The sequence below is a fragment of the Pseudomonas sp. FH4 genome, from assembly GCF_000510915.2.
Classification (GTDB): domain Bacteria; phylum Pseudomonadota; class Gammaproteobacteria; order Pseudomonadales; family Pseudomonadaceae; genus Aquipseudomonas; species Aquipseudomonas brenneri.
The window spans coordinates 41675-67976 of sequence record NZ_AOHN01000016.1 but is presented as its reverse complement, the minus strand read 5'-3'; the positions used below and the strand labels follow the sequence as shown (position 1 = coordinate 67976).

Genomic DNA, 26302 nt, shown 5'->3' with positions numbered 1-26302 from the left:
CACCGCTCCCACAGGGTTGAACAGCAGTGTCTGTTAGAAGGTCGTGCGCAGGCCCACTTGCACACTACGCCCCGGAGCCGGCGCAATATCGCGCAGGATCGAGCTGGCATAACGCACGGTCTGGTTGGTCAGGTTCTCGCCATTGACGAACGCCAGCCATTGGCTGCCTCCCAGGTTGAAGCGATAACCGGCACTGGCGCCCAAGGTGGTGTAGCCGTCGGTTCCGCTTTCGTTGCGCGGTACACGGCCCTGGCCGGTAGCGTGCTCGACATCAATGCGCGCCTGCCAGCGGTCCAGTTCCCACAACAAACCGCTGTTCAAGCGCAGTGGGGCGATGCGCGGCAAGGCTTCGCCGGTATCCAGGTTGGTGGCGCGGGTGTAGTCGCCCGACAGCTCCAGGGCGAATTTGCCGTAGGCGCCTTCGCCGAGTTTCCAGTGGTCCTGGGCTTCGAAGCCGACGAAACGTGCGCGCACGCCCGAGTAGGTGTACTCCGGGATACCATCGGCGTCTTCTTCGCCCTCGTCATTCAAGGTGCGGCCGCTGTTCAGCAGGCCGATGTAATTGGAGAAGTGGCTGTAGAACACGCCGAAGCTGCCCTTATGGGTGCCATTGTCAAAGCGCAGGGCCAGGTCGCTGGCTACCGCTTTTTCCTTCGACAGCTTGGCATCGCCCACTTCATAGGTACCGGTGGCGACGTGGGCGCCGTTGGCATACAGCTCGTAGAAGGTCGGCGCGCGCTCGGTGTAGCCCAGGGTCGCGGCCAGCGACCAGATGGGCGTCAGCGTATACACCGCGCCCGACGACAGGCTGCCGGCGGTGAAGCTGCTGGAGCTGTTGGCCTTGGCGAAACGCTCGTTGCCCTTGCCGTCCGGGTCGACGGTGGTGTGTTCCAGGCGTGCGCCCAGGCTGAGTTTCAGGCGCTCGGTGGCCTGCATTTCTTCGAGGATAAACAGCGCGCCAGCATGGGTATCGGTCTGTGGGACGAAGGCCTCTTCGCCCAATGCCGAGAATTCACTGCGGCTGACCTGCGCGCCGACAATGCCGTCGAACGGCCCCAAAGGTTGGTGCCGTGCTTCGACACGGGCTTCATAGCCTTTGTTCTTGAAGGTGGTACCGGTTTCGCCGCCTTCGATTTCGCGGTGTTCGTAATCGGTGTAGCCGGCATCGAGTTTCACCGAGGTAAACGGGCCTTGCAGGTTACGAATCTCGGACGCGAAGGCGTAGTGCTCCTGCTGCATGCGGATGCGCACGTCCTGTTCGGCGGGCGAGCCGTAGTTGCTGTCGGAGTTGCTGTAGGACAGCCCGGCGTAACCATCGTCCCACGTGTAGGAGCTGCCCACCGCGCCGCTGTCCTGGCGCCCGTTGCTGTTGCCCAGGCGGCCATTTTTACCGGGGCCATTTTCGCTTTCCGGGGCATGGCGGCTGCGGGCAAAGCCTGGGATTTTCAGGTCATTGAACTCGCGGGCGCTGGCATCCAGGTGCAGGGCGAAGGTGCCGTTGCCGGCCTCCAGCTTGCCAGCGCTGCTGCGGGTGGTGTCGGCGCCGCCGTAGCGCAGTTCACCGGCACCGTGGATGCCTTCGATGGCTTCGGTGGGGATGCGGTTGTCGAAGGTGTTGACCACGCCACCGATGGCGCTGCCGCCATACAGCAAGGCGGCCGGGCCACGCACGATCTCGATGCGCTCGACGTTGACCGGGTCCAGCGGCACCGCATGGTCATAGGACAGCGACGAGGCGTCCAGCGCGCCCACGCCATTGCGCAGGATACGAATGCGGTCGCCGTCCTGGCCACGGATGATCGGGCGGCTGGCGCCTGGGCCGAAGTACGACGACGACACGCCAGGCTGTTTGTTCAGGGTCTCGCCGAGGCTGCCTTTTTGTTGCAGGGTCAGGTCGTCGCCTTCCAGCACCGTCGTGGGCGAGGCCAGTTGCTGGCTGCCCAATGGGTTGCCGGTGATGACTTGGGGTTGCAGTTCCAGGGCGTGGGCCTGGGAGCCGATCAACAGGGCAGCGGCCAGCGGGGTCAGGCGCCAGAGAGGGGAGAGGGACATCGGGAGGTTCCTTGGTAAAGCAAGAGAGTTGGATATTTATAGTTACAATATAACATCTCTTTTCTGGCCGGGAGGTGGAACTTTCCATAAATCCTGTAGGAGGTGGGGCTACAATCACGGCAATGCTTCCACCGGCCAGGCACCTCGGCTAAGGTGCGCGGCTTCTTCTTCAACTCTTGGCAAAGGCTTGGCATGACCGCACCGAACAACAACCCACTGCACGGCGTTACCCTGGAGCAGGTGCTCACCGCGCTGGTGGCGCACTACGAATGGGAAGGCCTTGCCGAGCGCATCGACATCCGCTGCTTCAAGAACGACCCGAGCATCAAGTCGAGCCTGACGTTCTTGCGCAAGACGCCGTGGGCGCGGGAGAAGGTCGAAGGGTTGTACGTCAAGCTGATGCGCACCAAACGCCCACTGGAATGAGGGCCTATGTGGCAGGGGCAGCCCTGGCCGGTTGGGCAGGCCTGGCGATTCAGCAGTACCTGATTGTCTATTCGCGCTGGATGGCCGATGCCAGCCTGTTAGGCGGCCTGGTGAATTTCTTCAGCTTCTTCACGGTGCTGACCAACACCCTGGCGGCAGTGGTGTTGAGTTATGCACTGGTGAGTCGCCCTTCTGCCGGGCGCCGGTTTTTCCTGCGGCCAGCGGTCAGCAGTGGGATTGCGGTGAGCATTGTTGTGGTAGGCCTGGCGTACAGCTTGCTGCTGCGGCATTTGTGGAGCCCCGAGGGCTGGCAGTTTATCGCTGACGAATTGCTTCACGATGTGATGCCGCTGCTGTTCCTGGGCTACTGGTGGTTCTGGGTACCCAAGGGCACCTTGCGCCTCAATCACATCGGCTACTGGGTGATTTACCCGCTGGTGTACTTCGTTTATGTGCTGCTGCGCGGGCATCTGCTGGGGCAGTACCCATATCCGTTTATTGATGCGGGGACGCTGGGTTATCCACAGGTGTTCATGAATGCCGGGGGGATATTGTTGGGGTTTGTGTGTGTGGCGTTGGCGCTAGTAGGGCTGGACAAGATCCTGAAGCGGGCAGCGTAAAACTGTGGGAGCAAGCAAGCCCGCTCCCACAGGGTCTTATTCTTCGCTGCTGCCTTCGGCACGCCAGTAACCCACGGCCTTGACGAACTCATCGTTGAGTGTGTGCTCATCGAGCAGCACCCGCCGGACCTGGCGTGACAACTTGGTTTCTGTCGCGACCCAGGCATACAACGAACCTTGTGGAACCTGCAGTTCACGCACGGCGCCAAGCAAATCATCCCGGCCCCGCACTACCCAGATCACCTCTACATCCGCCGCACTGTCGAGTGCCTGCTGTTCATGCTCATCGGCAATCTCGATCACCGCCAGCACCTTGCGCCCAGCCGGCAGTTCTTCCAGGCGCCGGGCAATGGCCGGGAGGGCGGTTTCGTCGCCGACCAGCAGGTAGCTGTCGAAGATATCCGGCACGATCATCGAACCGCGCGGGCCGGCAATGTGCAGGTGTTGGCCGGGCTTGGCCTGTTCGGCCCAGGTCGAGGCCGGGCCATCGCCGTGCAGGACGAAGTCGATATCCAACTCACCGCTGCTCAAGTCAATACGGCGCGGGGTGTAGTCACGCATCGCCGGTTGCGGTCCCTCGCCCTTGACGCTGAAGGTTGGGCTTTCCAGGGCCGCTTGCTCGGCAGCATTCTGTGCGAACAGCAGCTTGATATGGTCGTCGCTGCCCAGGCTGGCAAACCCGGCCAACTGTTCGCCACCCAGGGTGATGCGGCGCATGCGCGGGGTGATGTCGACCACGCGCAGCACCTCCAGGCGCCGGCGTTTGATCTCGTGGGTCACACGGTGAATGACAGGCGTACTCATACGTTTTTCCCCTGTACAGGTTGGACGGCCGGGCCATCCACAATGGCTTGGGCGGTACTGTTGAGCAGCGCCGCGACACGGGTGATTTCTTCCGGGCTCCAGCGCCCGTGGTGCAATTGCAGGGCATGGCGCAGGTTATGCACCGCCTCGTGGATTTCGGGTGGCCGGTCATGGCCGCGTAGCGAGCGTTTGCTCACATCAATGCGCATGCGCACACCGTCCAGGGCAATGGCTTGCTCTCTTAAGAACAGACGTCCGGCGTCGGTGATTGTGTAGCGTTTTTTGCCACCTTCGGCATCGCCGGTGATCAATTCGCTCTCTTCAAGAAAGGTCAGGGTGGGGTAGATCACCCCGGGGCTGGGGCTGTAGGCACCGTCGAACAGGCCTTCGATCTGGCGGATCAGGGCGTAGCCGTGGCAAGGCTGTTCGGCAATCAGCGCGGGTAGCAGCAGCTTCAGGTCGCCAGGGGCGAAGACCCGTGGGCCTCGGCCGCCACGTTCGCGACCGGGGCGTTTTTCGAAGCCGTCGCGGCCATCACCGTGTTCTCGGTGGGAATGAGGGTCTCTCATCGTCATGCTCTCTTTGTGTGATTTAGACATAACGTAAGATATATCTTAATGCCTGGGTAGGCTTGCCCGACCAACGGTCATCAGCAGCAGAGCCATGGATGGATTCACAAATAACGTAATGCAAATTTACGTATTTCGGTTTATGGCCGTTAACTTGAGTAGGCGCTCTAATTTTGCTTCTGGTGCTCGATGGTTTAATTGAGGTTGTGGTATCGTTCTTACGGAATATTCAACTAATAAGTTGTATTGCTAATCGTGTAGTCCAAATCTTACAGCTAGTGTTGAAGTTTTGGCAAAGTGCCATGTTTTTCCTGCGGTATATTTATTTATCGGCTACGAAGTTGTGGGAAGTGGATTGCATACTTGCATTCTAAGTTGGTGGATTATTGCTCGGGTGTTGTGCTGCTCCTTCACGGGCGGTAACGGCTCTCATTGTCAGTTGAGGTTAAGTCAACTTTCAGTGGTTCAATCCAATGCCCAAAATGAAACAGGTATCGACCATGTTCAAGAAGTTTGCGATTGCTGCTCCCCTGGCTCTTATGGCACTGAGCTCCTCGGTAGTGTTTGCCGCCGGTGAGGCCAGCCATACCGTCAATCTCAAGGCAAATATCCCAACTACTGTGTTTCACGCCCAACCCCGTGACCCGAACTTCGGTCGGGACGAAACCATGAACTACAACTTGGTCAGCGGTGAGCTGACTCCTCTTACTGCTATCTACGACCTGAAAAACACCAACGGCTCGGTTCACGCCTACATCGAAGGTGGCCCGGCGGTGTTGTTCAACGGTACCCCAGCGCAGAACATCCCACTGACCACCACCCTGCATGGCGTCACCCTGACCGGTACGCCAACCGAAGTGGTGAACGACGCTGATTCCACCCCAGGTGTCGGGGCGGAATTGCGCATCACGGCTGCCAAGCCTTCGGCCGCCCAGCGTGGGGCGTACACCTCTGCTGTGGCGCTGGTGTTCGACGCGGTGCTGCCAACACCAGCACCTTGATGGTGTGAGTGCCCGTAAGGCCTTTGTGCCTGCGGGCATTTGCGTTCAGGCCGGCTGATTTTCCCCAGTGGCTGGCCTGGTTTTCATCTTGTCTCTTGGCCCTCAGAGTATTTCTTTCATGTTCCCGATGATGCCCATCGCGATTGCGCTTGCGCTTTTGGTGTGTACGAGTGCCTTGGCCGCGCCGACGCTCGGCGCTGTGACGTCGACCAACCTGCTGACCCAGGCCCAGGGTTTGCCTGCCGGGTTCAGTGATCATTTTTTCGACGTGCCACTGGCGGTACGGGTTGAGCTGGATCAGCAACTGTTGGGGGAGGCGCTGATTGTCTTGTCGCAGGATGAGCGTGTGACCCTGCTGGAATTTACCGATCCAGGCGAGAGCAAGGTTCCTGCCGCGACGCGCGATACCTGGCAGTCGGCGCTGGAAAAGGGCATAGCCCTTGGTTCGTGTACCCAGTCCTGCCCGCAGCAACTGGTATCCATGCACTACAACCTTGAAAACTCCCAGCTGTCGATCATCACCCAAAACGTCGAACACGCCAGTGACGCCCCGCGCTACTACCCACAGCCCGATGGCGGCAGCCGTGGCTTGATCATCAACAACCAGCTCAACCTCAACGGCGGTCAGGACGAAGACCTGGGCGGACGTTACGGTTTGCAGGCCAGCGCCAGCCTGGGCAACTGGACCCAAGTGTTCAACCTGCAACTGGCTCGCCAGAGTGGCGACGAAGAAGAACTGCGCCACGCGATCCACGAGCTGTATACCCAGCGTGAACTGGAAGGCCAGTTTCTGCGCCTGGGCCATTTCACCCCCAATTCCGATGGCCTGACGCGTCAGTTACGCAGCTTTGGTACCAGCCCCGATACGGCCCTGGGCGTCATGTATGGCAGCTCTGACAGCCTGGCCATCAACAATGCCAAGGCCAGTGTTTACCCGATCTACGTCACTGCCAATCGCCAGGCCGCCGTGGAGATTTACCGCAATGGCCTGTTGATCAATACCCAGGCCGTGTCGGCCGGTTTGCAGACGTTGGACACGCGCCCCTTGCCTGGCGGTATCTACGAAGTAGAAGTGCGCCTGGTGGAAGACGGCCTGACCGTCAGCACCACCCAGGAACTGGTCTACAAGCCCAGTAACTGGCGCAACGTCGATGACCGCTGGCGCTATAACGTATTCGCCGGGCGTGAAACCAAGTTGTTCAGCAACTGGGACGAACAGTCCACAGGTGCAATGACCGCCGGCGCTTCCGTCAACTACCTGGTGCACCCACGGGTGATTCTCGGCCTGTCGGCGCGCGAAGTGCGCGAGCAACTGCAATATGGCGGCTCGGTCGACTGGACCGTTGCCAACAACACCAGCCTTTACACCAACCTCTATCAGACCAAGGAACACGGCACCGGCATGGACCTGCAGGGGCTCTATACCTTCGGCGCCACCAACCTGGTATTGAGCCATAACCGCAGCTGGCTCGACACCCGCGACACCTACGAAACCCTGCCCGACGGTACACGCCTGCGGCGTAATACCTTCGTGGGCCAAACCAGCAACTCGGCGGTCTCCGTCAACCATCGGGTCGATGCGAAAAATTCGTGGAACCTGCGACTCTCCCACAGCGAAGGCAACGCCGAAGGTGCCGGGCTGGACCTGGGCTGGAGCCGCCGCGACACTGTGATGGGCAGCGATGCCAATTGGCGTTTCTCGGTGTTCGATCGTCCCGGTAACGCCGGTACCGATGATCAGCGCAACCGTGGCGTCGATATCAGCTTGAGCCTGGCCCTGGGGAGTGATGGCCGGCAGATTTCCGGCAGCATCGGCACCCGTACTGCCCGTGATGGCGGTCGCGACAACAACGCTTCGGTCACCTACCGCCAGGACCTCACCGACCACCTGTTGCAAAGCGTCTCGGTTACGGCGATCACCGACACCTATGGCGCCGGTTTGTCGAGCATGGCCAGTTTCGACACCGACGTTGTCAGCGGTGATGGTTTTGTCCAGCGCAGTTCGTTCAACGGCAACTTCACCGGTGGTTTGAACCTGCACAGCACCTTTGTTGCCGGCGCCGACAAGATGCTGCTGACCAGCCAGTACCAGAGCAATGGCGCGGGCATGATCATCGATGTCGAAACCGATCTGGACAGCCTTGCCCTGCGGGCCGATGACTTCAACGGCGGCGGTGCGCTGCTGCGACCGGGGCGCAACTTTGTGCCGGTGTCGGCCTACAAGAGCAGCACCGTCAACTTCGACTTTGAAGGCAACCACCCACCGGCCGCGAACATCCAGCCGGCGCGCACCACCTATCACCTGAACAAGGGCGGGGTGGACTACCGGAAAATCACCGTGATGAAAACCGTCAGCGTGCTCGGGCGCCTGCTCGATGCCCAAGGGCAGCCGCTCAAGGGGCACCACGTGATCAACCACGCCAGCCGTGGGGTGAGCGAAGTGGATGGGTTCTTCTCCATGGAAATGAGCGCCAGTTCACCGACCCTGGAAGTGCGATACCAGAACCAGTTGCTCTGCCAGTTCCGCCTGGATCCGGCCACGACCGCCAATGAAAACGACGTGCTGATGATCGGTGACCTGCGCTGCACACCGGACACCCTGGCTGAAAACACTTCCAGCACTCAGAGCGCCGGTTAAGTGCAATGACGAGACTCTTCACGATGAAACGCGTCAAGACATTGATCATACAGATGGGGGCGGCGCTGTTGTTCAGTTCGTCGGCGCAGGCTGCGGTTCAGGAGATCCGGGCGACGTTTGTCCCGGATCCGTCTAACCCGATGGTCAACCGCTTTGAGAATAAAACGCCCCAAGCGGGTGTCTGCGCCTCCTTCATGCCTGCACGTTGCAAGGCGTTGGGTATTTTCAGCCTGAGGCTTCCAGAGCTTTCGTTCGTTACCGAGCAGGCGATTGAAGCTAATCATGAAAACCCGCGGCAGGGTTTCATGCTCACCCTGCCTTCAGATTGGCGGGATGTGGAGGTGCGCAACAGTCTAGGTGAGACGGAAGTCGTCCAGATACGCATTGCCGGTATCGGTGGTAGTTGGAACCTTTCTCGTCCACCCGGGGTGAGTGCCTGGGCCCGGCCTGGGGCTACCTGGCAATCAATGTGGCAATCGGCTCCCGCCCCCTGCATGAGTACCAATTTCATGTTGGCGGGTGCCTCTTTTGCCCAGTTTTTCTGGCTGGTACCCGAGGGTGCCGGGGCTTGCGCAAGAACGCCGTCGGTGACGATTCCTTACTTCCGTTGGAGTGGCATTGACTATGTGTATGAACTGCGTACCCCCAACCCGCTGAATATGCGCGCCGGTGAGTACCGTGGCTCGCTGTCTTATTCCATTGGGCGGGGGATGGACTTTGATATGGGGGATGTGCTGATCCCCAGCATCAACACGGTAGCCCTCAACTTTGTCCTGAGCGTGGAACACGCCCTCAAGGTCGATATTCCTCCCGGCGGTAATCGCATCGAATTGATCCCCGAAGGCGGCTGGCAAGCCTGGCTCGATCGCGGGCGTACGCCGACCCGGCTGTACCGCGACCAGACCTTTCGTATCGCCGCCAGTTCACGGTTCAAGATGCAGTTGGAGTGTTCGATTGTCATGAACAACACCTGTGGCTTGCGCAACGGCACAGGCGATGAAGTGCCGGTGCAGGTGGCCGTGACCCTGCCCGGCGGCATCGACGGCCAGGACGACCAGGCAGTGCGCAAGCGCCCCCTGCGGCTGGATGGCACGGGCACCGAGCTGTTCCAGCCGCTGTTTTACGTGAATGACCGCCCCGGCACCCTGCACTTTGAAGTGCTCAGTGATGACATGCGCGAGATGCTCAACCGGCCAGGCAGTACCTATTCGGGCGTGGTGACCGTGGTCTGGGACTCCGAGGTCTAGGCCGGCCCTACAACACCGGCGGCCGGGTACTTTTGCCCAGGCGCGCCGCGTTCAATCAATGAGGTGAAGTAAACATGAAGCATGCAGTGTTATGGATCGGGTTGTGCCTGATGTCGCTGACGGCCCACGCCGGGCCGTTGATCAATGTCGGGGTGGTGTACGACTACCTGGAAGGTGATCGCAGTTCTTACCTCAAGCGCGTGTTCAATGGCGGCACCAGCACCGCGTTCATCAAGGTCAATGTGCTGGAGATCCTCTACAACGCAGACGGTACCACCCGGGAAGTGCCTGTCGCCTCGATGACCGATGGCAAGGGCAACACCACCAGCCGCGACGGGCTGATGGCCAGTCCCGCACGAATGATCGTGCCGGCGAACGGACGTCAGGGCACCCGACTGTTGTACATGGGCGCGCGGGACACAGAGCGTTATTTCCGCCTGCGCTTCATCCCGGTGGTGCCGGAGAAAGACGACAACTTTGGTATCAGCGACGAAGAGCGGGCCGAATACAAAGACCATCTGGCTGCCGGGATCAACGTGATGGCCGGCTACGGCACGGTGTTTTTCGTGCGCCCCAAGCACACCCGTTTCGATACCCAAATCAATGAAACGAGCAGCGAGTACCAACTGCGTAACGCCGGCAACAGTGTGGTGGTGCTCGACGAGTTTTACGACTGTTCGGCGACCAGTGCGGCTGACTGCGTGCCCACCACCAAGCACCACATCCTTCCGGGGCGTCAGTTGACGTTCGAGAAGAAGCCGGACCGGCGTTACAGCTTCGTACTGGTCGAAGGGCAGGTCAAAAAGCCGATGAAGGTCGGGAACAATAACGGGTGATCATGATGTTCAAGCAACTGACAAGACTCGGTGTGCTGGCGGCCTTGATGCTGTCGGGCACCCAGGCTGGAGCGATCCAGGAGCGCCATTCCTTTGATGTGTCGGTGACCATTCCGGTCCATGAGGCCTATGTGCTGCCGTCCGAGCCAGACTGGATGGGCCAGGACCAGCTGTTGGCCTGGAACCTGGTGACGTCCCAGCTCAGCCATTTGCGCAAGAACTTCGATGTGAAGAACCTCCATGGCGGTGTCGCTGCCCGGTTGGGGGATACGCCGTACCTGTCCAACAACGGGCAGGGGCGCATCGATTTGCAGGTGCTGTTCAACCGTATCCCCTTGACCCTGGACGCGACGGAGGTGGTCAACGCCGAGGTGGCGCGCGTCGGCACCCGGGCCGAGCTGGACATCTCGGCGATCGAGCCCCCGGGTGGTTATAACGGCGGCGAGTATTACGGCACGGTGCACCTCGTGTTTGATTTTTTGGCACCGTGAGCGGGGCCCTCTTGCGTGTCAGGCCCAGGGATTGGGCAAAGGCCTGCTGTTCGCTCAAACCACGGCGGCCAACGAAAACGACGTGCTGATGATCGGTGACCTGCGCTACACGCCGGACACCTTGGCTGAAAACACTTGCGGCACTCAGACCGCAGGTTAAGTGCAATGACGAGACCTTTCACAATGAAACGCATCAATACATTGATCATACAGATGGGGGCGATGGGCGCGGCGCTGTTGTTCAGTTCGTCGGCACAGGCCACTCAGGAGATCACGGCGCGGTTCCGGCCGGATGCCAGTAACCCGATGTTGAACAGATTCGAGAACACCACGCCGATCAGTACGATCTGTGCGGCGCACATCCCGGCCAGGTGCAAGGCATTGAATATTTTCAGCCTCCGGGACACTAACTTCAGATTGGCTGCCAATGCGCGGATCATGGCCAATCACGAGGATGAGCGACAGGGCTTCATGGTCAAGGTGCCGTCCGATTGGCGCGACCTGCAGGTGACCCATACCGTCACTGGCGAAACCGAGACGGTGCAACTGCGGATCGCCGGGGTTGGCTCGTTATGGACTGTGCCCAGGCCACCGGGTGTGTCTGCCTGGGCGCAACCTGGAGTCACCTGGGATAGACAATGGAGGAATGCTCCGAGTCCTTGTCAAAGCACCAACCACCTGGCGGCAGGTACTTCCTTCGCCTCGTATTTTTGGCTGACCCCTGAAAACGCTGGGCCTTGCAGTCGTCAACCATCGCAGGACCTGGCCTCCATGACCTTTAATACCATGGAGTACGCCTACGAACTCAGGACCCCCAATCCATTGGGAATGTCCAGCGGCCAGTACGTGGGTGGCATCACCTACAGCATAGGGCCAGGTGCTGATTATGATTTTGGCGACGTCATAGTCCCCTCGAAAAACGCCATTACCTTCAACTTTACCCTGAGCGTGGAGCACGCCCTCAAGGTCGATATTCCGCCCGGCGGCAATCGTATCGAGTTACTCCCCGAAGGCGGCTGGCAAGCCTGGCTTGATCGGGGGCGTACGCCGACCCGGCTGTACCGCGACCAGACCTTTCGTATCGCCGCCAGTTCACGGTTCAAGATGCAGTTGGAATGCTCGATTGTCATGGGCAACACCTGTGGCTTGCGCAACGGCAACGGTGATGAGGTGCCGGTGCAGGTTGCCGTGACGCTGCCAGGTGGCATCGACGGGCAAGGCGACCAGGCGGTTCGCAAACGCCCCCTGCGGCTGGATGGCACGGGCACCGAGCTGTTCCAGCCGCTGTTTTACGTGAATGACCGCCCCGGCATCCTGCACTTTGAAGTGCTCAGTGATGACATGCGCGAGATGCTCAGCCGGCCAGGCAGTACCTATTCGGGCGTGGTGACCGCGGTCTGGGACTCTGAGGTCTAAACATGAAGCCTGCAGTTTTTGCTTTTTTGTAGGAGCGAGCTTGCTCGCGAAAAACGTCAACGATTAGGCGTGCTGCCTGAATGTACACGCTGTCCTTGAGTGTTTCGCGAGCAAGCTCGCTCCTACAGGAGGTCTCGTCCGCTTAACTGATCGGCATTGGCTCTTTTGAGTGTTACATATGCCTCCGGGCGGGTGTTACAGGCCTGCGTTTTTCAGTGCCTGGCGTGTCAATTGCCGGCCCAGCTCATTGTAATCATGCTGAATATCGTCGTAGAGCTTACGCACGGTAGCGTCCGATAACGGCTGTTCGGTGAGCACCACGAGGTGCGGGATAACCAGCTCATTGGCCAGTGTGATGAGTTGTTCGCGCAGTTCAGCTTTACGCTCAGGTGTCACTTGCGGGCTAGCCCATTCCTTTTGAGCGTCCAGCAAGTCCTCCAGTTGACTGCCGGCGTTGTTGCGTTTCTCACGTTGGGTGTTGAACTCTTCCAGGTGCGCGTCTTGCAGGTAGTCGCTCCAGAACGGTTGTTCAAGCAGGCCGTTCACCAGGCCATCGCCTTGCTCTTGCTCGGCGATACTGGCCGCCGCTTGGTCGAGATGCGCTTGCGTCACATTGGCTGTGTTGCGGTAGACCATGTGCTCGGATAGCCACGGCAGGTCGAGGCGCGTCTTGAGTCCGGTCTGGTAGGCGAGGTACACCTGCACGTCGTCGACGGTGTTTTCACCGAGGCCGAATGTCTGCCCCAGCCCACCCTCACTCTCTGGGGCTACACGATGCTGGATTTCTTGGTGGGCGAGTTGGTTGACCCGTTCCAGGCGCCAGGATTGCCTGGCTAGCGTTACCAGTTTCTTTTCGCGGGTCGATAGGCCTTGCGGGGAGTCATCTTTGCGGATGTTTTCCAGCAGGGTTTCGACGCCCATGCGGTTGAAAATATGAGCGCCGGCGTCTGCACAGTTGGCGGGGGCACCGGCCAGACTGAACATCCGGTCGCGAAATTGTGGGTTTTCATCTACAGCAAACAGTAGTTGCCAGACGCGAACAGAGAGGTTACCCCGGCCTCGTTGAAACAACAGCTCATCGATATCCGTCTGGAACGCCTCAGGCGGTTGCAACAGTTTGAGGACATCGAAGAAACCCTGGGAGCCGTGCTCCTTTTCGACATCATCCCAAACCGTTGCAAAGAAGAGGTTATCGGCTTCTGTCGGGCCAAGCAGCCAGTATTCTCTGTCGGCGCTGCCCCCTCGTGGTGCGGTGCGGTAAGGGTCGATACCGAAGGCGCGGCGATAGCTGACAAACAAGTCTTCATCCAGGCGCCCAAGCTTTGTGCGATCCACCCAACTGTTGGCCACTATTTGAGCGCCTACAGAGCCCTGGGCGAACGCGGGAACGGTCTTGACCTGGGTGTTGCTCAGGTCCAGCGTCGGGATGGAGCGTCTTGGGCTGTCCAGTCCGACCGGCCATTGGGTAATGTTGGTTCTGCGCAGTACCAGTAGCCGCAGATCCAGCATCTGGTTGATGTTCGGCGGGACTTCCAGGAGGCGGTTACCTTCCAGGTTCAATGAGCGCAGATATGAGCATTGTTCAAGGGTCTGATAGTCGGAGGGTAACCATACGATTGAGTTCTCGCTCAGGTTCAGAGCGGTCAGGCTTTTCATGTTCAGCAGTCGTGACGGTACCTCCCCCAGGCCATTGTCTGACAGGTCCAGGGCGCGCAGGTTGGGGAAGTTGTCGAGAAAGCCCGTATCCCCATCACTTAACCGCGTACCACCCAGGTTCAGTCGTGTGACATGGCTGAAGTTTGCCCTCAGCGGCGCCAGGCGACGTATGTAGCGACCCAGGACCAGCTCGCTCAAGTCCAGCAACGTACCGCGTGGTCTGGGTTCAGGGGGGAGCATGCGCTGGTAGGCGCCTTCTGCCCAGCAGGTTTTCAGTTCATTGATGATCAGGTCTCGCATGAGTTTTTCATTCAGCGTTATCGTGGCGCTTGCCCTGATGAGTGCTGGTTTTTCTCTGCGAAATATGTCCATGTCTTCGTCCAGCGTCGCTCGGTCGGTTATCAGCGTTTTCAGCAACTGTTCCCCCTCCGGCGTGCTCAGGTAGGGCATCACTTTCTGTATCTGTTCCTCGCTCAAACGGGGGCACAGTTGGGTCAGTGTTTCTTTGAGCGTGGGTGGCTGCCTCGGTGGATTTCTCCGAAGTAAGCGGCGGAAGGCCCCGAGCATGGGTTTTTGCAGTAAGCGTTGTGTCGTGCGGTCATCGGCCTGGCGGCGAGTGGGTTCCTCCAGCACCTTGCGGCGTTCGGCCAAGGGTTCAAGTTGCTCGATGAGCCATGCCTTGAATATGCCTCCCTGGCCCGGCAGGTAGTCGAGTGTGTTCGCGGGGGTAGCACGCAACAGCGCCTCGTAGAAGCTGTATTGCGCCTGGGAGGCAGAGGGTTCGGCATCGTAGATCTGGTAGCGCCCGGGGCTCTTGTACACGAGTATTTTTTTCGTGCCGGCGTCTGCGGGCCCCACCTGGCAACGCAAGGCGCCGTTGGGGGATTGCTCATGAATGGCAATGTTCAAGTCACCCAGGGCATCGGTGTGCAAACGCACGATATTGAGCGCCATGCGCTCGGTATCCGCTGTCAGCAAATCGTCGTTGTAGAACCCTTCAGCCGCGTGGCTGGCGCGGACTTCGTTGGCCAGTTCCCGGGCCAGGTTTTTCAGGCGCAGAGGGATTCGTTGTTCGCTGCTCATTATTGTCAGTTCTTGCGGCGAAATGCGTAGCAGCAGTGTCGCCACCAGGTCTTTGGGCAATTGCGGGAACTGCTGTTGAATCAACCGGCCATGAGGCGTGTCGATAACCTCTCGGGTGCTGTAAAGGTGGCTGAATACGGCAGTTTTTTCCTGCATCAGGGCATCGGCCAGCAGATCGCGCAGGGCCTTGATTCGTCCGGCCGGGGTTTCAGGTACGGGGGTGGACAGCAGGGTAGCGAGCTCTGTTTCACTCAAAAAGGCGACGAGTTGCTCGGGCAACTTGCCCGCTTCCACGTCCCGGTGACTGATCTTGAGGGTGTTGGCCTCCGTGGCGTCCTGGGCCCCGTAAGGCATGGCGTTACCCACCAAGTCGTCACTTATAAACACCTTGATGGCTTTGTTCGACGGCCAACCCGCACGTTCACTGGTGGTTTGCGCCGACCAGTTGGTTGGCAGCTCAGTCGTGGCCCCGGTGCGGATTTTTTCTGGCATGCGTTCGAGTTCCCCGCGTAGCTTCATGCGCTTGAGACTATCGGCCAGCAGGGGCGGTGGGGTATCGCGGTTGGCGTACATCATGCGCAAGGCGCCGTCATGGGTGCCGCTGGTTTCACAGGCTTGTTCGAGTTGAGCGGGGGAGAGACCCTTGACCACGGGCCCGAGGCGGCGGCGTAAGGTTTCGCTGTCCCAGGTGTTCGGGTTCTCCCCCTCATGGGCCCAGGCGCCACTGCCGTTATGGTCGAGCGTGGGTGAATAGGCCTCGGGACGGGTGGGGTGTTTGATCCGGTAAGTATTAGAGATTTCTTCGTGTTCGACGACGTAGTGCTGGTCATCCAAGGGCAGGATTTTTTGCTCCTGGTGTGAATGCAGGCCCAGCTCATCGGGACGCGAGTCGCTCGGCAACTGCAGGTCTTTCTTGGCATAAGGTGCAAGGTCAGGGTTCCACAAGCGTTGTTGATCCCCCACCTTGACTGCCCGCAGGCCATCGACGAAGGAGGAGCGTTTGAAGACGCTCACAACTTCTCCACCCTCGGCGAAGATTGCCAGTTGGATCAAATCGGTCGCCACGCCGATGAAGTGCTCAGCGCCTTCTATGACCTGCCCCTCCGCCAGGTCGACAATCCCTTCGAGCACGTCGTTGGCCAGTTGGAGGGCGGTGTAGACCAGCATCAACTCGCCCAGGCCCGGCACGAACGGGGTGATGACCATCAGGGCCGCGTTAAAAATATCCGAGAGGATTTTTGTAAAGTTATCCCACCAGGCCCAACGTTGTGCGCTGTCGGTATCGGCCGTGGAGATGGCGATGCTTCGTCCATCGTTAAGGATCTTGTTGAAGGATTGCTGGTAGAGGTATTCCCACAGGTCACCCTCGATTCTGCGTGAGGAGGACCGCAGCTTGGGATCGTCCTGTGGGACTTTCTGGCCCCCCTGGAGCGTGCACAGCCGTTGATCCAGCCCGGCAAAGAAATGCCCGCGTTGGGCATGATCGACAAACTGACTGAAGAACTGCTGGTAAGTCTGTTGCTGACGAGAAGGGATGGGCGCGTTGGCTTGCAGTTTGCGGGTCAGGTCGCGCATGAACGCAGGGATCGAGTTGTACTCCTTGACGGGGTTCTCTGGGTCATGGGGTATGTAGGCGATCACTTTCGACTCGCTGGTGGCCTGATCCGGGTCTGCTGCAATCAGCAGAATACCGCTCAGCGCCGTCTCCAGAATGCTCAGTTGGTAGAACTGCATGACGCCTCGTTCACCGCGTAACGCGCGCATCAACACATGGTAGGTGGCCATCCCCAGGTCCGGCACCTGTTGCGCATCGGTTTTCAGGCAGGCCAGTTGCACTGCGGCCATGAGCGTGGCTTTCTGGCTGGCGGTGACCTGCTTCTTCAATTTCGCGCGGGCAGTGAGGTTCGTCGGCAGCAGATGGGTGTTCAAGTGTTGTTGGTACCGGGCGCCGAGGTCCAGTTCACGACACAGCGCTTTGAACTGGTCGATGGACATCGCGTCGGTTAACGGTTTGATGGTGAAGTGACCGCGATAGTCAGGCTGGCTGATGTAACAGGAGTTGTCTTCAAACGTTTCGCTATCGGCAAAGTTATGCAACGCGGCGTCCAGCAGGGACACTTTTCGCGAAGTCACCCCCTGGGCGATATTGAAGGCGTACCTGGGCAGCATTTTGGGGATGTACAGGTTCAGGAAGGTTGTCTTGACGTCCAGGTCGAGTTGGTACTTGTCCTGAATGGCCTTTTTCAACAGCGGTTCGGCAAAGGCATACGCATCCTGCACGTTGCTCAGTTGCTGGTCTACGGCGTTTTGCGCACGCCAGCCCTCGACATTGGCAGTCTTGAGGGCTTGATGCTGGTCGGGCGTGGCGCTGGTATGCCAGGCCGGTCGAGAAAGGACCGCATTGTTTAACTGACTGACTCTCGCCAGGGAAGTTGTGGATAGCCAGTCCGGGATTTTTTGTTTGATCAGATCATAATGCGGGCCTTTATAGGGCGTTGCAGGCGTACTGGATGGGATTGAATGTTTTGGCATTAAGTTAAACTCGTAGAGGGTTTTAATTATTAGCGTATCCTTTGTGGTGGAGAATAAAAGTTCAAAATGCTGAGCAATTTTTAAGTGTTAAGTGTGTTGGGGTTTCGTTATTCAGATGTGAAATATATATAACTAATGCCTGAGGTCTGCGTTAACTAACGAGTCCCTGTCGGAGCCTCCTGATAAATGTGTAACTCCCAATAATGCCGTAGGAGCGAGCGGGCTCGCGAAAAACTCAAGAACGCCGCGTTTATCCAGCCAATACGCGTTATCGTTCACGACCTTCGCGAGCAAGCTCGCTCCTACACACCTGGTATTAAGACATGCCTCGGCGTCTTATTCGTCGATCCGTCCCAGCGACAGGCGGGTCTGTTCCCGCAACCATTCCTGGCGTCGCCGGCCCAGGTCATTGAGCAATTGGTTGTAGAGCTCATCGGACATCGGCTCGTCAGGCACTACTCGGTCTTCGATTTGTAATTGCTCGACCATGAGTTTCAGTTGTTCGCGTTTTTCAACTTTCTGCGCCTCGGTCAGGTCCGGGGATTGGGTCAACGCTTGCTGTTCGCTTTGCAGTTCATCGAGGAGGGCAAATTGTTCATCAATGCTGCTCTCGTTGGCCTCGTAGTCTGTCGCATAGTGCTCCTTGAGGAAGTTTTCCCAGTAAGGCTCAAGCAGTATTTGATCCACCAGCCCGTCACCTTCACTCAAGGCCAGTACTGCCGTGTGCGCTCGTGTGATGGATAGCTCACTGACCCTGGCGGTCTCCCGGTACAGCATGTGTTCGCTGACCCAGGGCAAACCGAGCCTGCGGGCCAGGCGCGTCTGGTAGGCCAGGTGAACTTCTACTTCATCAACGGTTCCGGGCTCGCCGTTGATCACGTCTGAGGTCAGTCGCAGGCCGAGCCCGCCTTGTTCGACAGGTTTGAGGCGCTGAGCGATGTCGGCGCGCGCCACGTGGTTCAACAGCTTGAGGTTGGCCGCCCCCTTGGCCAGTTTGATCAGTCGCTCTTCACGTTCAGCGGGTGTTTTGCTGAAACGCCTGGCCTGACTCACCTCAACTTCGATACCCATACCGTTGAATATTTGCATACCCGCATCGGGGCACAACCCGGGGAAACTGGACATCCGAAACAGTATTTGCCGCAAGTCGCGGTCGTCGTGCATGGACGACAGCATGCGCTGCACTTGTGATCTCATCATTGCGCTGTTCTGTTCATAGAGGGCCTCGTCGCTCGGGTCTTCGAAGAACTCTGGGGGCTCCAGGGATTTGATCACTTCGAAAAAACCTTGGGAGCCGTGTTCATGCTCCAGGTCTTTCCAGAGTGCTCTATAAATAAAGCGGTTTTCATCGTCCAGATCGTCGAGCCAGTAACGGCTGTCGCCTTGGGGCTCATAGGTCCGATAAGGGTCAAGCCCAACGGCGGTTCTATAGGCCTCATAGCGCTCCTGGGCCTCAACGGTCAGTCTTGCACGGTCCAGGCGGGTCTGGGCGACAACGATGGCCGATTCGGAGTTGCTGGCAACCACGGGGACGGTGGTAATGGGGTTACCGCGCAGTTCCAGGATAAAAGCCTCGTTGCGTGGTTGTGCAAACAAGCCGGCAGGCCATTCACTGATACCGGTATCGCTTAACAGGAGTAGATCTAACTCGGGCATCTTGCTGACATCCGGCACGATGCCCAACGGGTTGTTGGCCAGGTTTAGAGCGCGTAGGCGCGACAGGTTACTCAACTGCTCGGAGGTCGAGGCGTCCAGGACAATGTTGTTTTCGGCCAGGTTCAGCTCTCTGAGATGGGGCATGCGCTGAATGGCGGGAGGCAGCGTTGTTAGAGCGTTGCCTGTCAGATCAAGGATCCTCAGGTTTGGAAAGTGCTGTAGGAAGTTGGCGCTGTCCGAAGAGAGCTCGCGGTCGATCATGTACAAGCGAGTGACCTGTCGCATTTCGGTGGGCAGCATGGGCAGTTTGTCCGGCCATGGCGTTTCAGATAAATCCAGCTTGACGCCACCGCGCTGAGTGTTGAACTCGTCATGCAGTCGCGTATAGCCCTCACGCCAAGCCTGCATCAGGCTGTCAGCAAACAGGGCTCTAGTACGACGAGTCACGGCCTCCAGGCGATGGCCCGCAGGAAACTTTGTTGCGGATCTGACGTAGTCGTTTAGCGTGTTTTCAAAGGCTTGGCCTTCGGTTTCCAGGCGCTCCAGTTTTTGTAGGCCTTCCGCTGTTTCCGCCACTTGAGAAAAGCGTCTTACACCTTGCTCTGACATTTCGGGGAGCCATTTTTTGATGCGTTGTTGCAAGGTGACGGTAGAGCTGTCTTCGGCCAGTGCCCCCCGCAAAGTGCTGGTGTTGCCGCCCCCCAGCAAGGTGAGGGTTTCACGTTCGGCCTGTACGCGGATCGGTGGTTCAGCCATTATCAGGCGCCGCTCTGCGGGGGCCGTATTTTTTGCGATAAGCCATGACCTGAGGCGCTCACCGTCGATGAAGCGTGCGTCGGTGGTCAGGGTATGGAAGACCGCGCTATAGAAGTCTGTCGTCCCATGCAGCAGTGTGCCTTGAGCATTAAAGACCCGGTATTGGGCCTTTTTGTTGCGCACCAGGATGCGCAGGTTTGCAGCGTCCTGTTCACCGACCTGAATCCGCAAGTCGCCAGTCGGGGTTCTTTCACGGATTTCGATACGCAAGTTCGCCAGCGCGTCGGTGTAGATTCTCAAGGTATTGAGCGCTAGGCGTTCGGCCTCTTCCGACAGGGGATGGTCTTGAAGGATCTGCTCGAAGACCCGTGTGCTGGTGACCTCGAACTCCAGTTCCCGGACCTGGTTCTTGACGTCCAGTGGCAGGCGTTGGTCCTCGGTCATCACCTTTAGGTGGCGGTTTCGGGTATGACGGACCAACCGTTGGGCGATGCTCAGGGGGAGGTCAGGGTACTGGGTGCGCAGTAATTGGACATGCGGGTCGTCAGTGGCTTCTTGTTCGAGGTAAAGGTGCCGGGTGAGCGATTGACTCTGTTGTTCGACATGCTCGGCCAACCGATCACGCAGTGCCTGTACCTGTTCCGGTGCGGGCAGGGTTTCGCCCAGTAAGCGGGTGAGCTGTTGTGGGTCGAGAAACGCCACGACTTTTTCCGGCAGTTGGCCGGACATGACGTCGGCGATGCTGAGCGTCAGCACGTCATCTCCCTGGGCAGTCGAACTGCCATAGAAACGGGAGTCGCCGGACAGGTCGGAGTGTTGATAGACCCGCAGCGCTTTGTCCTGCGGCCAGCCTTCAAGCTCGGTGACCATTTGCTCAAACCAACTGGACGCAGAGTCAAGCGGTTGTGCCATGCGAATTTTTTCGATACTGGCCTTGATCTGATGGTCATTTTTGAAGCGTTTCAACGTGTCGGCGAGCAACGGCGGAGTCGGTTCATTCTTGACGTACATCTGGCGCAACGCGCCGTACTCTACCCCGCTGATGACGCGTACTTGCTCAAGTTCTGTGTTGCTCAAGCCATCCGTCTGTGGCCCCAGCCGGCGCAGTAATCGGGCATTGCTCCATGTGCGCGGCTGTTCGCCTTCCAGTACGCAGGCGCCGCTGCCGTTGAGTGTTACGGGTGGGCGATAGGCGTCGGAGCGTTGGGGGTGGGCGAGTTGGAATGCCTGGGTTTCGGGGTTCTGCCGGACTTCATAATGACGGTTATTCACACGCACGATCTGCTTGCCCTGGTGGGAGTGCAGGCCATTTTCTTGCGGTTCTGGCAGATCCTGCACCCTGTGTTGATAAGGCCGCAAGTCAGGGTTCCACAAACGGGTATCGCCGGAAGGCATCTGTACGGGTTTAAGCCTGTCGACAAAGGGAGACAACTTCAGGCGGGCGACTGCTGCGAGCTGCCCTCCGGCGTGGAATGTCCCCAGTTGAATAACGTTTTCGGCAACCGCCAAGATATGCAGCCACCCCTCAATTTGCCGGCCTGCGCTCCAATCGATGATGCCTTCGAGCATGTCGTCGAGCAGTTGGTAGGCGGTATAGGCCAACATCAGCAGACCCAGGAAGGGTACGAATGGGGTGATGACCATGAGGGCGACGTTGAAAATGTCCGTGAGCATCTTTTCCAGATTGTCCCACCATACCCAGCGGGCCATACGGTCGGCATAGCTTGTGGAAATGGCGACTTCCAGAGCATCGTTGATGATTTTGTTCAGTTTGTCCTGGTACAGATAACGCCACAGATCCTCGCTGGTATAGCTAGTAACGTCATCGCGTACAAAATGAGTGCGAAACTGCAGGTTGGGTGCCTGTACAGGGGTTTCTCGCCAGTTCGGGCTGCTGTCACCCGGTTCCCTCGGGTTCCAGCGCACGGGCGAGAGCAGGTTGTTGAGTTGGTTAAAGAGGCGCCCGCGCTGTTGATGGGGAACGAACTGACTGAAGAATTGCTGATAGCTGAGGTGAGGCGAACCCGGTGTTGGCGTCTTGTCACGTAACTGGCGGGTCAGTTCTATGACGAAGTCCAGTGACGAAGCGTATTCCTTGAGGGGGTGTTCCGGGTCATGGGGGACATAGACCAACATCCGCCCGTCCCTCCAGTCAGCCATTTGCGAGGTGATGATCAGGATGCTGGCCAGGCGGGTATCCAACAGTTCCAGGGTGTAGAACTCGATTGGCTTGGCGTCGAGCATCAGCAGCCCGGGGGTGCCTGTGACCATGAGCTGGATCAGCTCATAGGCGTCCTCGGCAATGTGCTTTTTTGCCAGGGCCATATGGGCCGCGCTGTCCAGGGCTGCCCGCAGGTTGTCGATGACTTCGTGTCGTAGCGCGTCGGCGACCGACGGATTATCGAACCCCAACGAGGCCCGAAGTTGCTGTTGATAGCGCGCGCCAATGTCGAGGTTGCGACAGAGCGTCTTGAACGTGTCGGCGGTCAGCACCTGGCCGCTCACGTTATGGGTGAACGTCAATAGCTGGCGCTGGCCTCGGGCATCTTCATCGGACAGGAAGGCGTAGTCGGCGAAGGTTTCCGAGGCCGAGAAATTGTGCAGTGCGGCATCGAGCAACGTGACGGTTCGGCTGCTAACGCCAGGGTACAGATCTATTATCGACCACCAGGGCCGGCTGACGGGGGAATAGAGGCGAATGAAGGTGTGCGACACATCAATGTCACCGTAGGCGCGCAGCGCCTCTTTGAGTAGCGGCTTGGCAAAGGCCTGGACGTCATTCAGATGGGCAAATTTTTTGTCGAGGGTGTTCTGGGTGGACCAATGCTTGTCCAGAGCCTGTTTCATGGCCGTGTGTAACGGTGGCGTGAGTGCGTTTGTGTGGGGCCCGGAGATGTCTGGCTTGAGTGTTTTTAGTGTTGTCAGTCGCTGGGGCCCGGTATCGAGTAGCCAGCGAGGCAGTTGTTGTTTGATGAAGTCGTAATGAACCGGTTTTTTTTCTGCGATCGAAAGTGGTTGTTCTATGACAGTGGTAGGCATGGTTGGATGACCTTTTGATAATGCTTGGGTCATCCGATTGTGTGCGGGAACACGCCATTCAAACCTCGAAAATGTTGCTCGGAACAGGGGGTGTTGAATGAACAATTCGGGACTGAAAAGTAGACAAGTAACGCCCAGCTGCGAATGCCTTGACGGGCAGGGTATTGGCTCGGGAGCATGCGGAAAAACTTAGTTGCGATTAACCGCCGGCTGTCGGTGGCCGGCACAAGCTCCGGGTGCCGGGTTGTAGGTAAGGCGTCAAAATCGGGGCCATGCCCTTGAGTACTTGTACTGGCAAGGCCGAGGTGAACGTGAAGCCTTGGGCCGAGGCGCCAGGTACGAAGGCGGTCAGGGTGCCGAAGTGATGTTCACCGATGTAGAAGACAAACGTGGCAGTGCGGTTGATCGACTTGGAGCTGAGAATGCGTCCGCCGGCACCGATGGTTTCAATGCGGTTATCCCCGGTACCGGTTTTACCGCCCATGGCCAGCGGCATGCCGTCTGTGAGTTTGAAACTGCCGGAAACCCTTTTCGCCGTTCCCGCATCCACCACTTGCGACAACGCCTCGCGCAAGGCACTGGCGACTTCGCTGGGCATCACGCGTTTGCCGCGATTCGGGTCATTGATCAAGCGGGTTTCATAAGGCGTGGCGGCAGCAAAGTGCAGGCTGTCAATGCGCAGTGTCGGTTGGCGCACGCCGTCATTGAGGATCGTTCCTACCAATTCCGCAAGGGCTGCGGGCTTGTCGCCCGAGCTGCCGATGGCGGTAGCCAGGGACGGCACCAGATGGTCGAAGGGGTAGCCGACGGCCTGCCAGCGTTGATGAATATCCAGGAACGCCTCGATCTCCAGCATGGTGCGGATACGGCTGTCGCGGGCGCTCTTGTGGCGGCTTTTGAAGAGCCAACCATAGACTTCCTGACGCTCGTGCTCGCTGGCGGCGACGGCTTGGGTGAAGGTGGCGTCGGGCTTGTTCAACAGGTAGCCGAGCAGCCACAAGTCCAGGGGGTGGACCTTGGCGATGTAGCCTTGGTCCGGCAGGTCATAGGCGCCGGGGCCGTAGTTTTGATAGAGCTTTTCCAGACGTTCATCGGTGAGCTTTTCCGGGGCCTTGGTGTGGATCAAGTGGGCCCGTACGAAGCTGTTGAAACTCTGTTGACTGGCCTGGGGCAACAGGTAGCGGTGCACGGCGGCCAGCCGGATGGCGGTGGGGTGCATGCTGTCGAGGAAGGTGTCGAGTCGGGCCTGGGTGTCCTTGTTGCGGTACTTTTTCCAGAAGCGCAGTAGAAAGGTAGTGCCCTCGCGGTCGGCGAATTGGGCCAGGTATTCCTGGCGGCGCGGGTCGTTGTCGTCCTTGAGCAACTCGGCACTGTTGTTGGCACCGTGGTAGGTGCTGTAGCGCACCAGGTCGCGCATCAGGCGAATGAACGGCAGGTTGATCGATTCGCGCAGGGCGTCGCGCAAGGTCGGGTTGCGGCCGTTGTCTTCGTTGCGAAAGTTGTGGAAGTGATGCAAACCGCCGCCGGTGAAAAAGCTTTCGCCGGGGCTGGCCGAGTACTGCCGGTTGAGGGCCGCATCGAGCATTTTCGGCAGGCTTTGGTCGCTGTTTTGCGCCAGGTAATCCACGGCCCAGCGGGACAGGCGATCCTGGTCATCGACGTTGACTTTCTTCAGTGCGGCGGGCGCTTGCCCGGCGTAGCGGTCATGCAGTTCGCTGATGATCTGCAGGTAGGTGGTCAGTACCCGCAGTTTGGCGGTGGAGCCCAGTTCCAGCTTGCTGCCTTCATTGATGTCGAAGGGTTGATCGGTGTTGTCGGTCTGTACCCGTACGCGGGCGCCATCGGGTGTCATCTCGTAGAGGTTGAAGCTGTAACGCACCTGGGCCGTGTTGGCTGGGGTCAGCAGGCGCGGCCCGAGCAGGCCGAGTTGTCCGGCGAAGGCGGGGTCGGCCAGGTGTTTGAGGTAGGCGGTGGCCTGGGTTTGCAGGTCGTTTTGCAAGGTGCTGGTGGCGGACAGGTCGAGGCGGTCCAGGTCATACAGCGGGCGTTTGAGCAGGGTTGCGAGGCGGCTGCGGGCGACACTGATGCCTTTGTTGGTTTCGATGGGTTGGATCGTGGGCTGTTGCTGCCAGTCTCGGTAGCTGACCTGGCTGTCGAGCGCGGCTCTGGACAGCGCTGGGTCGATCACCCCGTTTTGCGTCAGCAGCCGGATATGACTGTCGGTCAGGTTCGCCAGGTCTGCGTGGCCTTTGGTGAGGTAGTAGGACGGTCGGCGCTGGGCAATCATCAGCGACAACACCTCACGCAGGGCCAGGCCTTTTTGCCCGAGACTGTGCGGATCGTTACCGGCGAGCAGGGCATTGGTCTGCTTGAAATCGGCGCCATACCAGACCCGCAAGCCCTCGGCCATGCCATGCACTTCACCGTGGCCGGGCACGGCAGACAGCGGCACGCTGTTGAGGTAGTCGCGCACAATGTCCTGGCGCGCCTGCAGGTTGTCTGGCCCGTCCTGATAGGCGCGTACGCTGGCAGAAATCATCTGGCGGATTTTCTCGCCACCGCTCAGGGTCAGCCCGTCGGGTGAGTGGCGATACTTCTCCAGTTGTGTGGCCAGGGTGCTGCCGCCGGCGGTCTGCCCCGGCAAATGCAGCAGGCGGGCAATTTGCGACCAGGCCGCCTTGGCAAAACGCGGCCAATCCACCGCCGGGTTGGCCTGGGGCTGGGCGGGGTCGAGCAGGTCGCGGTTCTCGATGAACAGCAGGCTGTTGACGATCACGGGCGGGATATCGGTGAAGTGCTGGTACGCCTGCTGTGGGTAAGTGAAGCGGTACAGCGGTGCGCCCCGGCAATCGGTGATCGACAGGCCGGCCTGGATCTTCTCGGGGTAGGGGATGAACAGGCCGTATTGGCTGTAATCGAGCAGTGCGCTGGAAAAGCGCGCCTGCTGCTGGATCAGGTAGTCACGCTTGATCAGGCGCGGCAGGAACTCGCCCAGGGCGCTGTAGCCCAGGCGCTTGTCAAACGGGCCATCACCCGGATAAACGATGGCATCGCTGGCGCCCGGTTGTACCTGGTAGTTCAAGGTCTTGGCGAGTCGACTCAACTCCCGGGCTTGCCAATAAGAGGTGCGCATTTCCCGATTGGCGGCAAAACCTGCAGCGATCAGCCCGATCACCAGCAGTAGCCAGATCATTCGCCACCCATACCGCCGCTTGCGGGGGCCTTGTGGCAATGGCTGTTCATCCAGGTTGTCGGCGGGGCCCGCAGCCTTGGTCGAATCGGTTTGCCATAAAGCGCCCATAGTCGATTGATCCATTCACGCAGATTGATCGGACTTGAGTGAAGCGTAGACGCTGTTTGAGGTGGACAGGGAATTTGTCGCAATCCCATGGCGGTCACTCTGCGCACAGTGGATGTGTGGTGGTTGAGCGCGACTGACCCACGGACTAGAGCGCTTCGGCTGGGTAAATACGACCAGGG

The 26302-nt window shown here is 59.0% G+C and carries 15 protein-coding genes; 9 read left to right on the top strand and 6 right to left on the bottom strand.

The window, feature by feature from the left end; translation table 11 throughout:
- Positions 1-33 precede the first annotated feature (33 nt).
- Positions 34-2052 carry a TonB-dependent receptor gene (locus tag H097_RS11545; RefSeq protein WP_032859947.1) on the bottom strand — a complete coding sequence of 673 codons (2019 nt, stop codon included), beginning with the start codon at positions 2050-2052 and terminating at the stop codon, positions 34-36.
- Positions 2053-2244: 192 nt separating this feature from the next.
- On the opposite strand from H097_RS11545, the gene H097_RS11540 reads away from it, so the two are divergent.
- Together H097_RS11540 and H097_RS11535 are read left to right on the top strand one after the other, a co-directional pair.
- A complete protein-coding gene (locus H097_RS11540; RefSeq protein ID WP_032859946.1) occupies positions 2245-2478 on the top strand; it encodes a VF530 family protein in 234 nt (77 codons plus the stop codon).
- The gene (locus H097_RS11535) at positions 2475-3098 is read left to right on the top strand and encodes a Pr6Pr family membrane protein (protein ID WP_032859945.1); all 624 of its coding nucleotides are present in this window, start codon (positions 2475-2477) and stop codon (positions 3096-3098) included. Before H097_RS11540 ends, H097_RS11535 begins: the two co-directional genes overlap by 4 nt.
- A gap of 36 nt (positions 3099-3134) precedes the next feature.
- Here the strand turns inward: H097_RS11535 and H097_RS11530 are convergent, their stop codons facing one another.
- Together H097_RS11530 and H097_RS11525 are read right to left on the bottom strand one after the other, a co-directional pair.
- Entirely contained in the window at positions 3135-3902 is a 768-nt protein-coding gene (locus H097_RS11530) for a siderophore-interacting protein (RefSeq protein ID WP_032859944.1), read from the bottom strand.
- Entirely contained in the window at positions 3899-4471 is a 573-nt protein-coding gene (locus tag H097_RS11525) for a PadR family transcriptional regulator (protein ID WP_032859943.1), read from the bottom strand. The genes H097_RS11530 and H097_RS11525 overlap by 4 nt, the downstream gene beginning before the upstream one ends.
- 500 nt (positions 4472-4971) lie before the next feature.
- On the opposite strand from H097_RS11525, the gene H097_RS11520 reads away from it, so the two are divergent.
- The 7 genes from H097_RS11520 (at position 4972) to H097_RS11495 (ending at position 12100) form a co-directional block, all read left to right on the top strand.
- Entirely contained in the window at positions 4972-5472 is a 501-nt protein-coding gene (locus H097_RS11520; protein ID WP_032859942.1) for a CS1 type fimbrial major subunit, read from the top strand.
- A gap of 118 nt (positions 5473-5590) precedes the next feature.
- Positions 5591-8110, top strand: coding sequence for a CS1-pili formation C-terminal domain-containing protein (locus H097_RS11515; RefSeq protein ID WP_032859941.1), 2520 nt, complete (start codon positions 5591-5593; stop codon positions 8108-8110).
- A 494-nt stretch (positions 8111-8604) separates the two neighbouring features.
- Positions 8605-9357 carry a hypothetical protein gene (locus H097_RS29100; protein WP_308447962.1) on the top strand — a complete coding sequence of 251 codons (753 nt, stop codon included), beginning with the start codon at positions 8605-8607 and terminating at the stop codon, positions 9355-9357.
- A 74-nt stretch (positions 9358-9431) separates the two neighbouring features.
- Positions 9432-10193: a pilus assembly protein gene (locus H097_RS11505; RefSeq protein ID WP_032859939.1), complete on the top strand. Its 762-nt coding sequence runs from the start codon at positions 9432-9434 to the stop codon at positions 10191-10193.
- Positions 10194-10198: 5 nt separating this feature from the next.
- Positions 10199-10684, top strand: a complete 486-nt coding sequence (locus tag H097_RS11500; RefSeq protein WP_032860151.1) for a CS1 type fimbrial major subunit — start codon at positions 10199-10201, stop codon at positions 10682-10684.
- A 31-nt stretch (positions 10685-10715) separates the two neighbouring features.
- Positions 10716-10844, top strand: a complete 129-nt coding sequence (locus H097_RS29015) for a hypothetical protein (RefSeq protein ID WP_268241186.1) — start codon at positions 10716-10718, stop codon at positions 10842-10844.
- 23 nt (positions 10845-10867) lie between these two features.
- Complete coding sequence (locus H097_RS11495; protein ID WP_050593341.1) at positions 10868-12100, top strand: hypothetical protein; 1233 nt, start codon at positions 10868-10870, stop codon at positions 12098-12100.
- Between the two features lie 195 nt (positions 12101-12295).
- Here the strand turns inward: H097_RS11495 and H097_RS11490 are convergent, their stop codons facing one another.
- The 3 genes from H097_RS11490 to H097_RS11480 form a co-directional block, all read right to left on the bottom strand.
- Entirely contained in the window at positions 12296-17371 is a 5076-nt protein-coding gene (locus tag H097_RS11490; protein ID WP_032859938.1) for an NEL-type E3 ubiquitin ligase domain-containing protein, read from the bottom strand.
- Between the two features lie 336 nt (positions 17372-17707).
- The gene (locus tag H097_RS11485; protein ID WP_229752305.1) at positions 17708-22630 is read right to left on the bottom strand and encodes a DUF6543 domain-containing protein; all 4923 of its coding nucleotides are present in this window, start codon (positions 22628-22630) and stop codon (positions 17708-17710) included.
- A gap of 391 nt (positions 22631-23021) precedes the next feature.
- Positions 23022-26123, bottom strand: a complete 3102-nt coding sequence (locus H097_RS11480) for a transglycosylase domain-containing protein (protein ID WP_032859937.1) — start codon at positions 26121-26123, stop codon at positions 23022-23024.
- Between the last annotated feature and the right edge of the window lie 179 nt (positions 26124-26302).

Bases quoted from the DNA above. Each gene is read 5' to 3' on its own strand.
- H097_RS11495 (WP_050593341.1), top strand. From the start codon at position 10,868: ATGAAACGCATCAATACATTGATCATACAGATGGGGGCGATGGGCGCG.
- H097_RS11490 (WP_032859938.1), bottom strand. From the start codon at position 17,371: ATGCCAAAACATTCAATCCCATCCAGTACGCCTGCAACGCCCTATAAA.
- H097_RS11525 (WP_032859943.1), bottom strand. From the start codon at position 4,471: ATGAGAGACCCTCATTCCCACCGAGAACACGGTGATGGCCGCGACGGC.
- H097_RS11540 (WP_032859946.1), top strand. From the start codon at position 2,245: ATGACCGCACCGAACAACAACCCACTGCACGGCGTTACCCTGGAGCAG.
- H097_RS11480 (WP_032859937.1), bottom strand. From the start codon at position 26,123: ATGGGCGCTTTATGGCAAACCGATTCGACCAAGGCTGCGGGCCCCGCC.
- H097_RS11545 (WP_032859947.1), bottom strand. From the start codon at position 2,052: ATGTCCCTCTCCCCTCTCTGGCGCCTGACCCCGCTGGCCGCTGCCCTG.
- H097_RS11530 (WP_032859944.1), bottom strand. From the start codon at position 3,902: ATGAGTACGCCTGTCATTCACCGTGTGACCCACGAGATCAAACGCCGG.
- H097_RS11520 (WP_032859942.1), top strand. From the start codon at position 4,972: ATGTTCAAGAAGTTTGCGATTGCTGCTCCCCTGGCTCTTATGGCACTG.
- H097_RS11515 (WP_032859941.1), top strand. From the start codon at position 5,591: ATGTTCCCGATGATGCCCATCGCGATTGCGCTTGCGCTTTTGGTGTGT.
- H097_RS11535 (WP_032859945.1), top strand. From the start codon at position 2,475: ATGAGGGCCTATGTGGCAGGGGCAGCCCTGGCCGGTTGGGCAGGCCTG.
- H097_RS29100 (WP_308447962.1), top strand. From the start codon at position 8,605: ATGAGTACCAATTTCATGTTGGCGGGTGCCTCTTTTGCCCAGTTTTTC.
- H097_RS11485 (WP_229752305.1), bottom strand. From the start codon at position 22,630: ATGAAACAGGCTCTGGACAAGCATTGGTCCACCCAGAACACCCTCGAC.
- H097_RS11505 (WP_032859939.1), top strand. From the start codon at position 9,432: ATGAAGCATGCAGTGTTATGGATCGGGTTGTGCCTGATGTCGCTGACG.
- H097_RS11500 (WP_032860151.1), top strand. From the start codon at position 10,199: ATGTTCAAGCAACTGACAAGACTCGGTGTGCTGGCGGCCTTGATGCTG.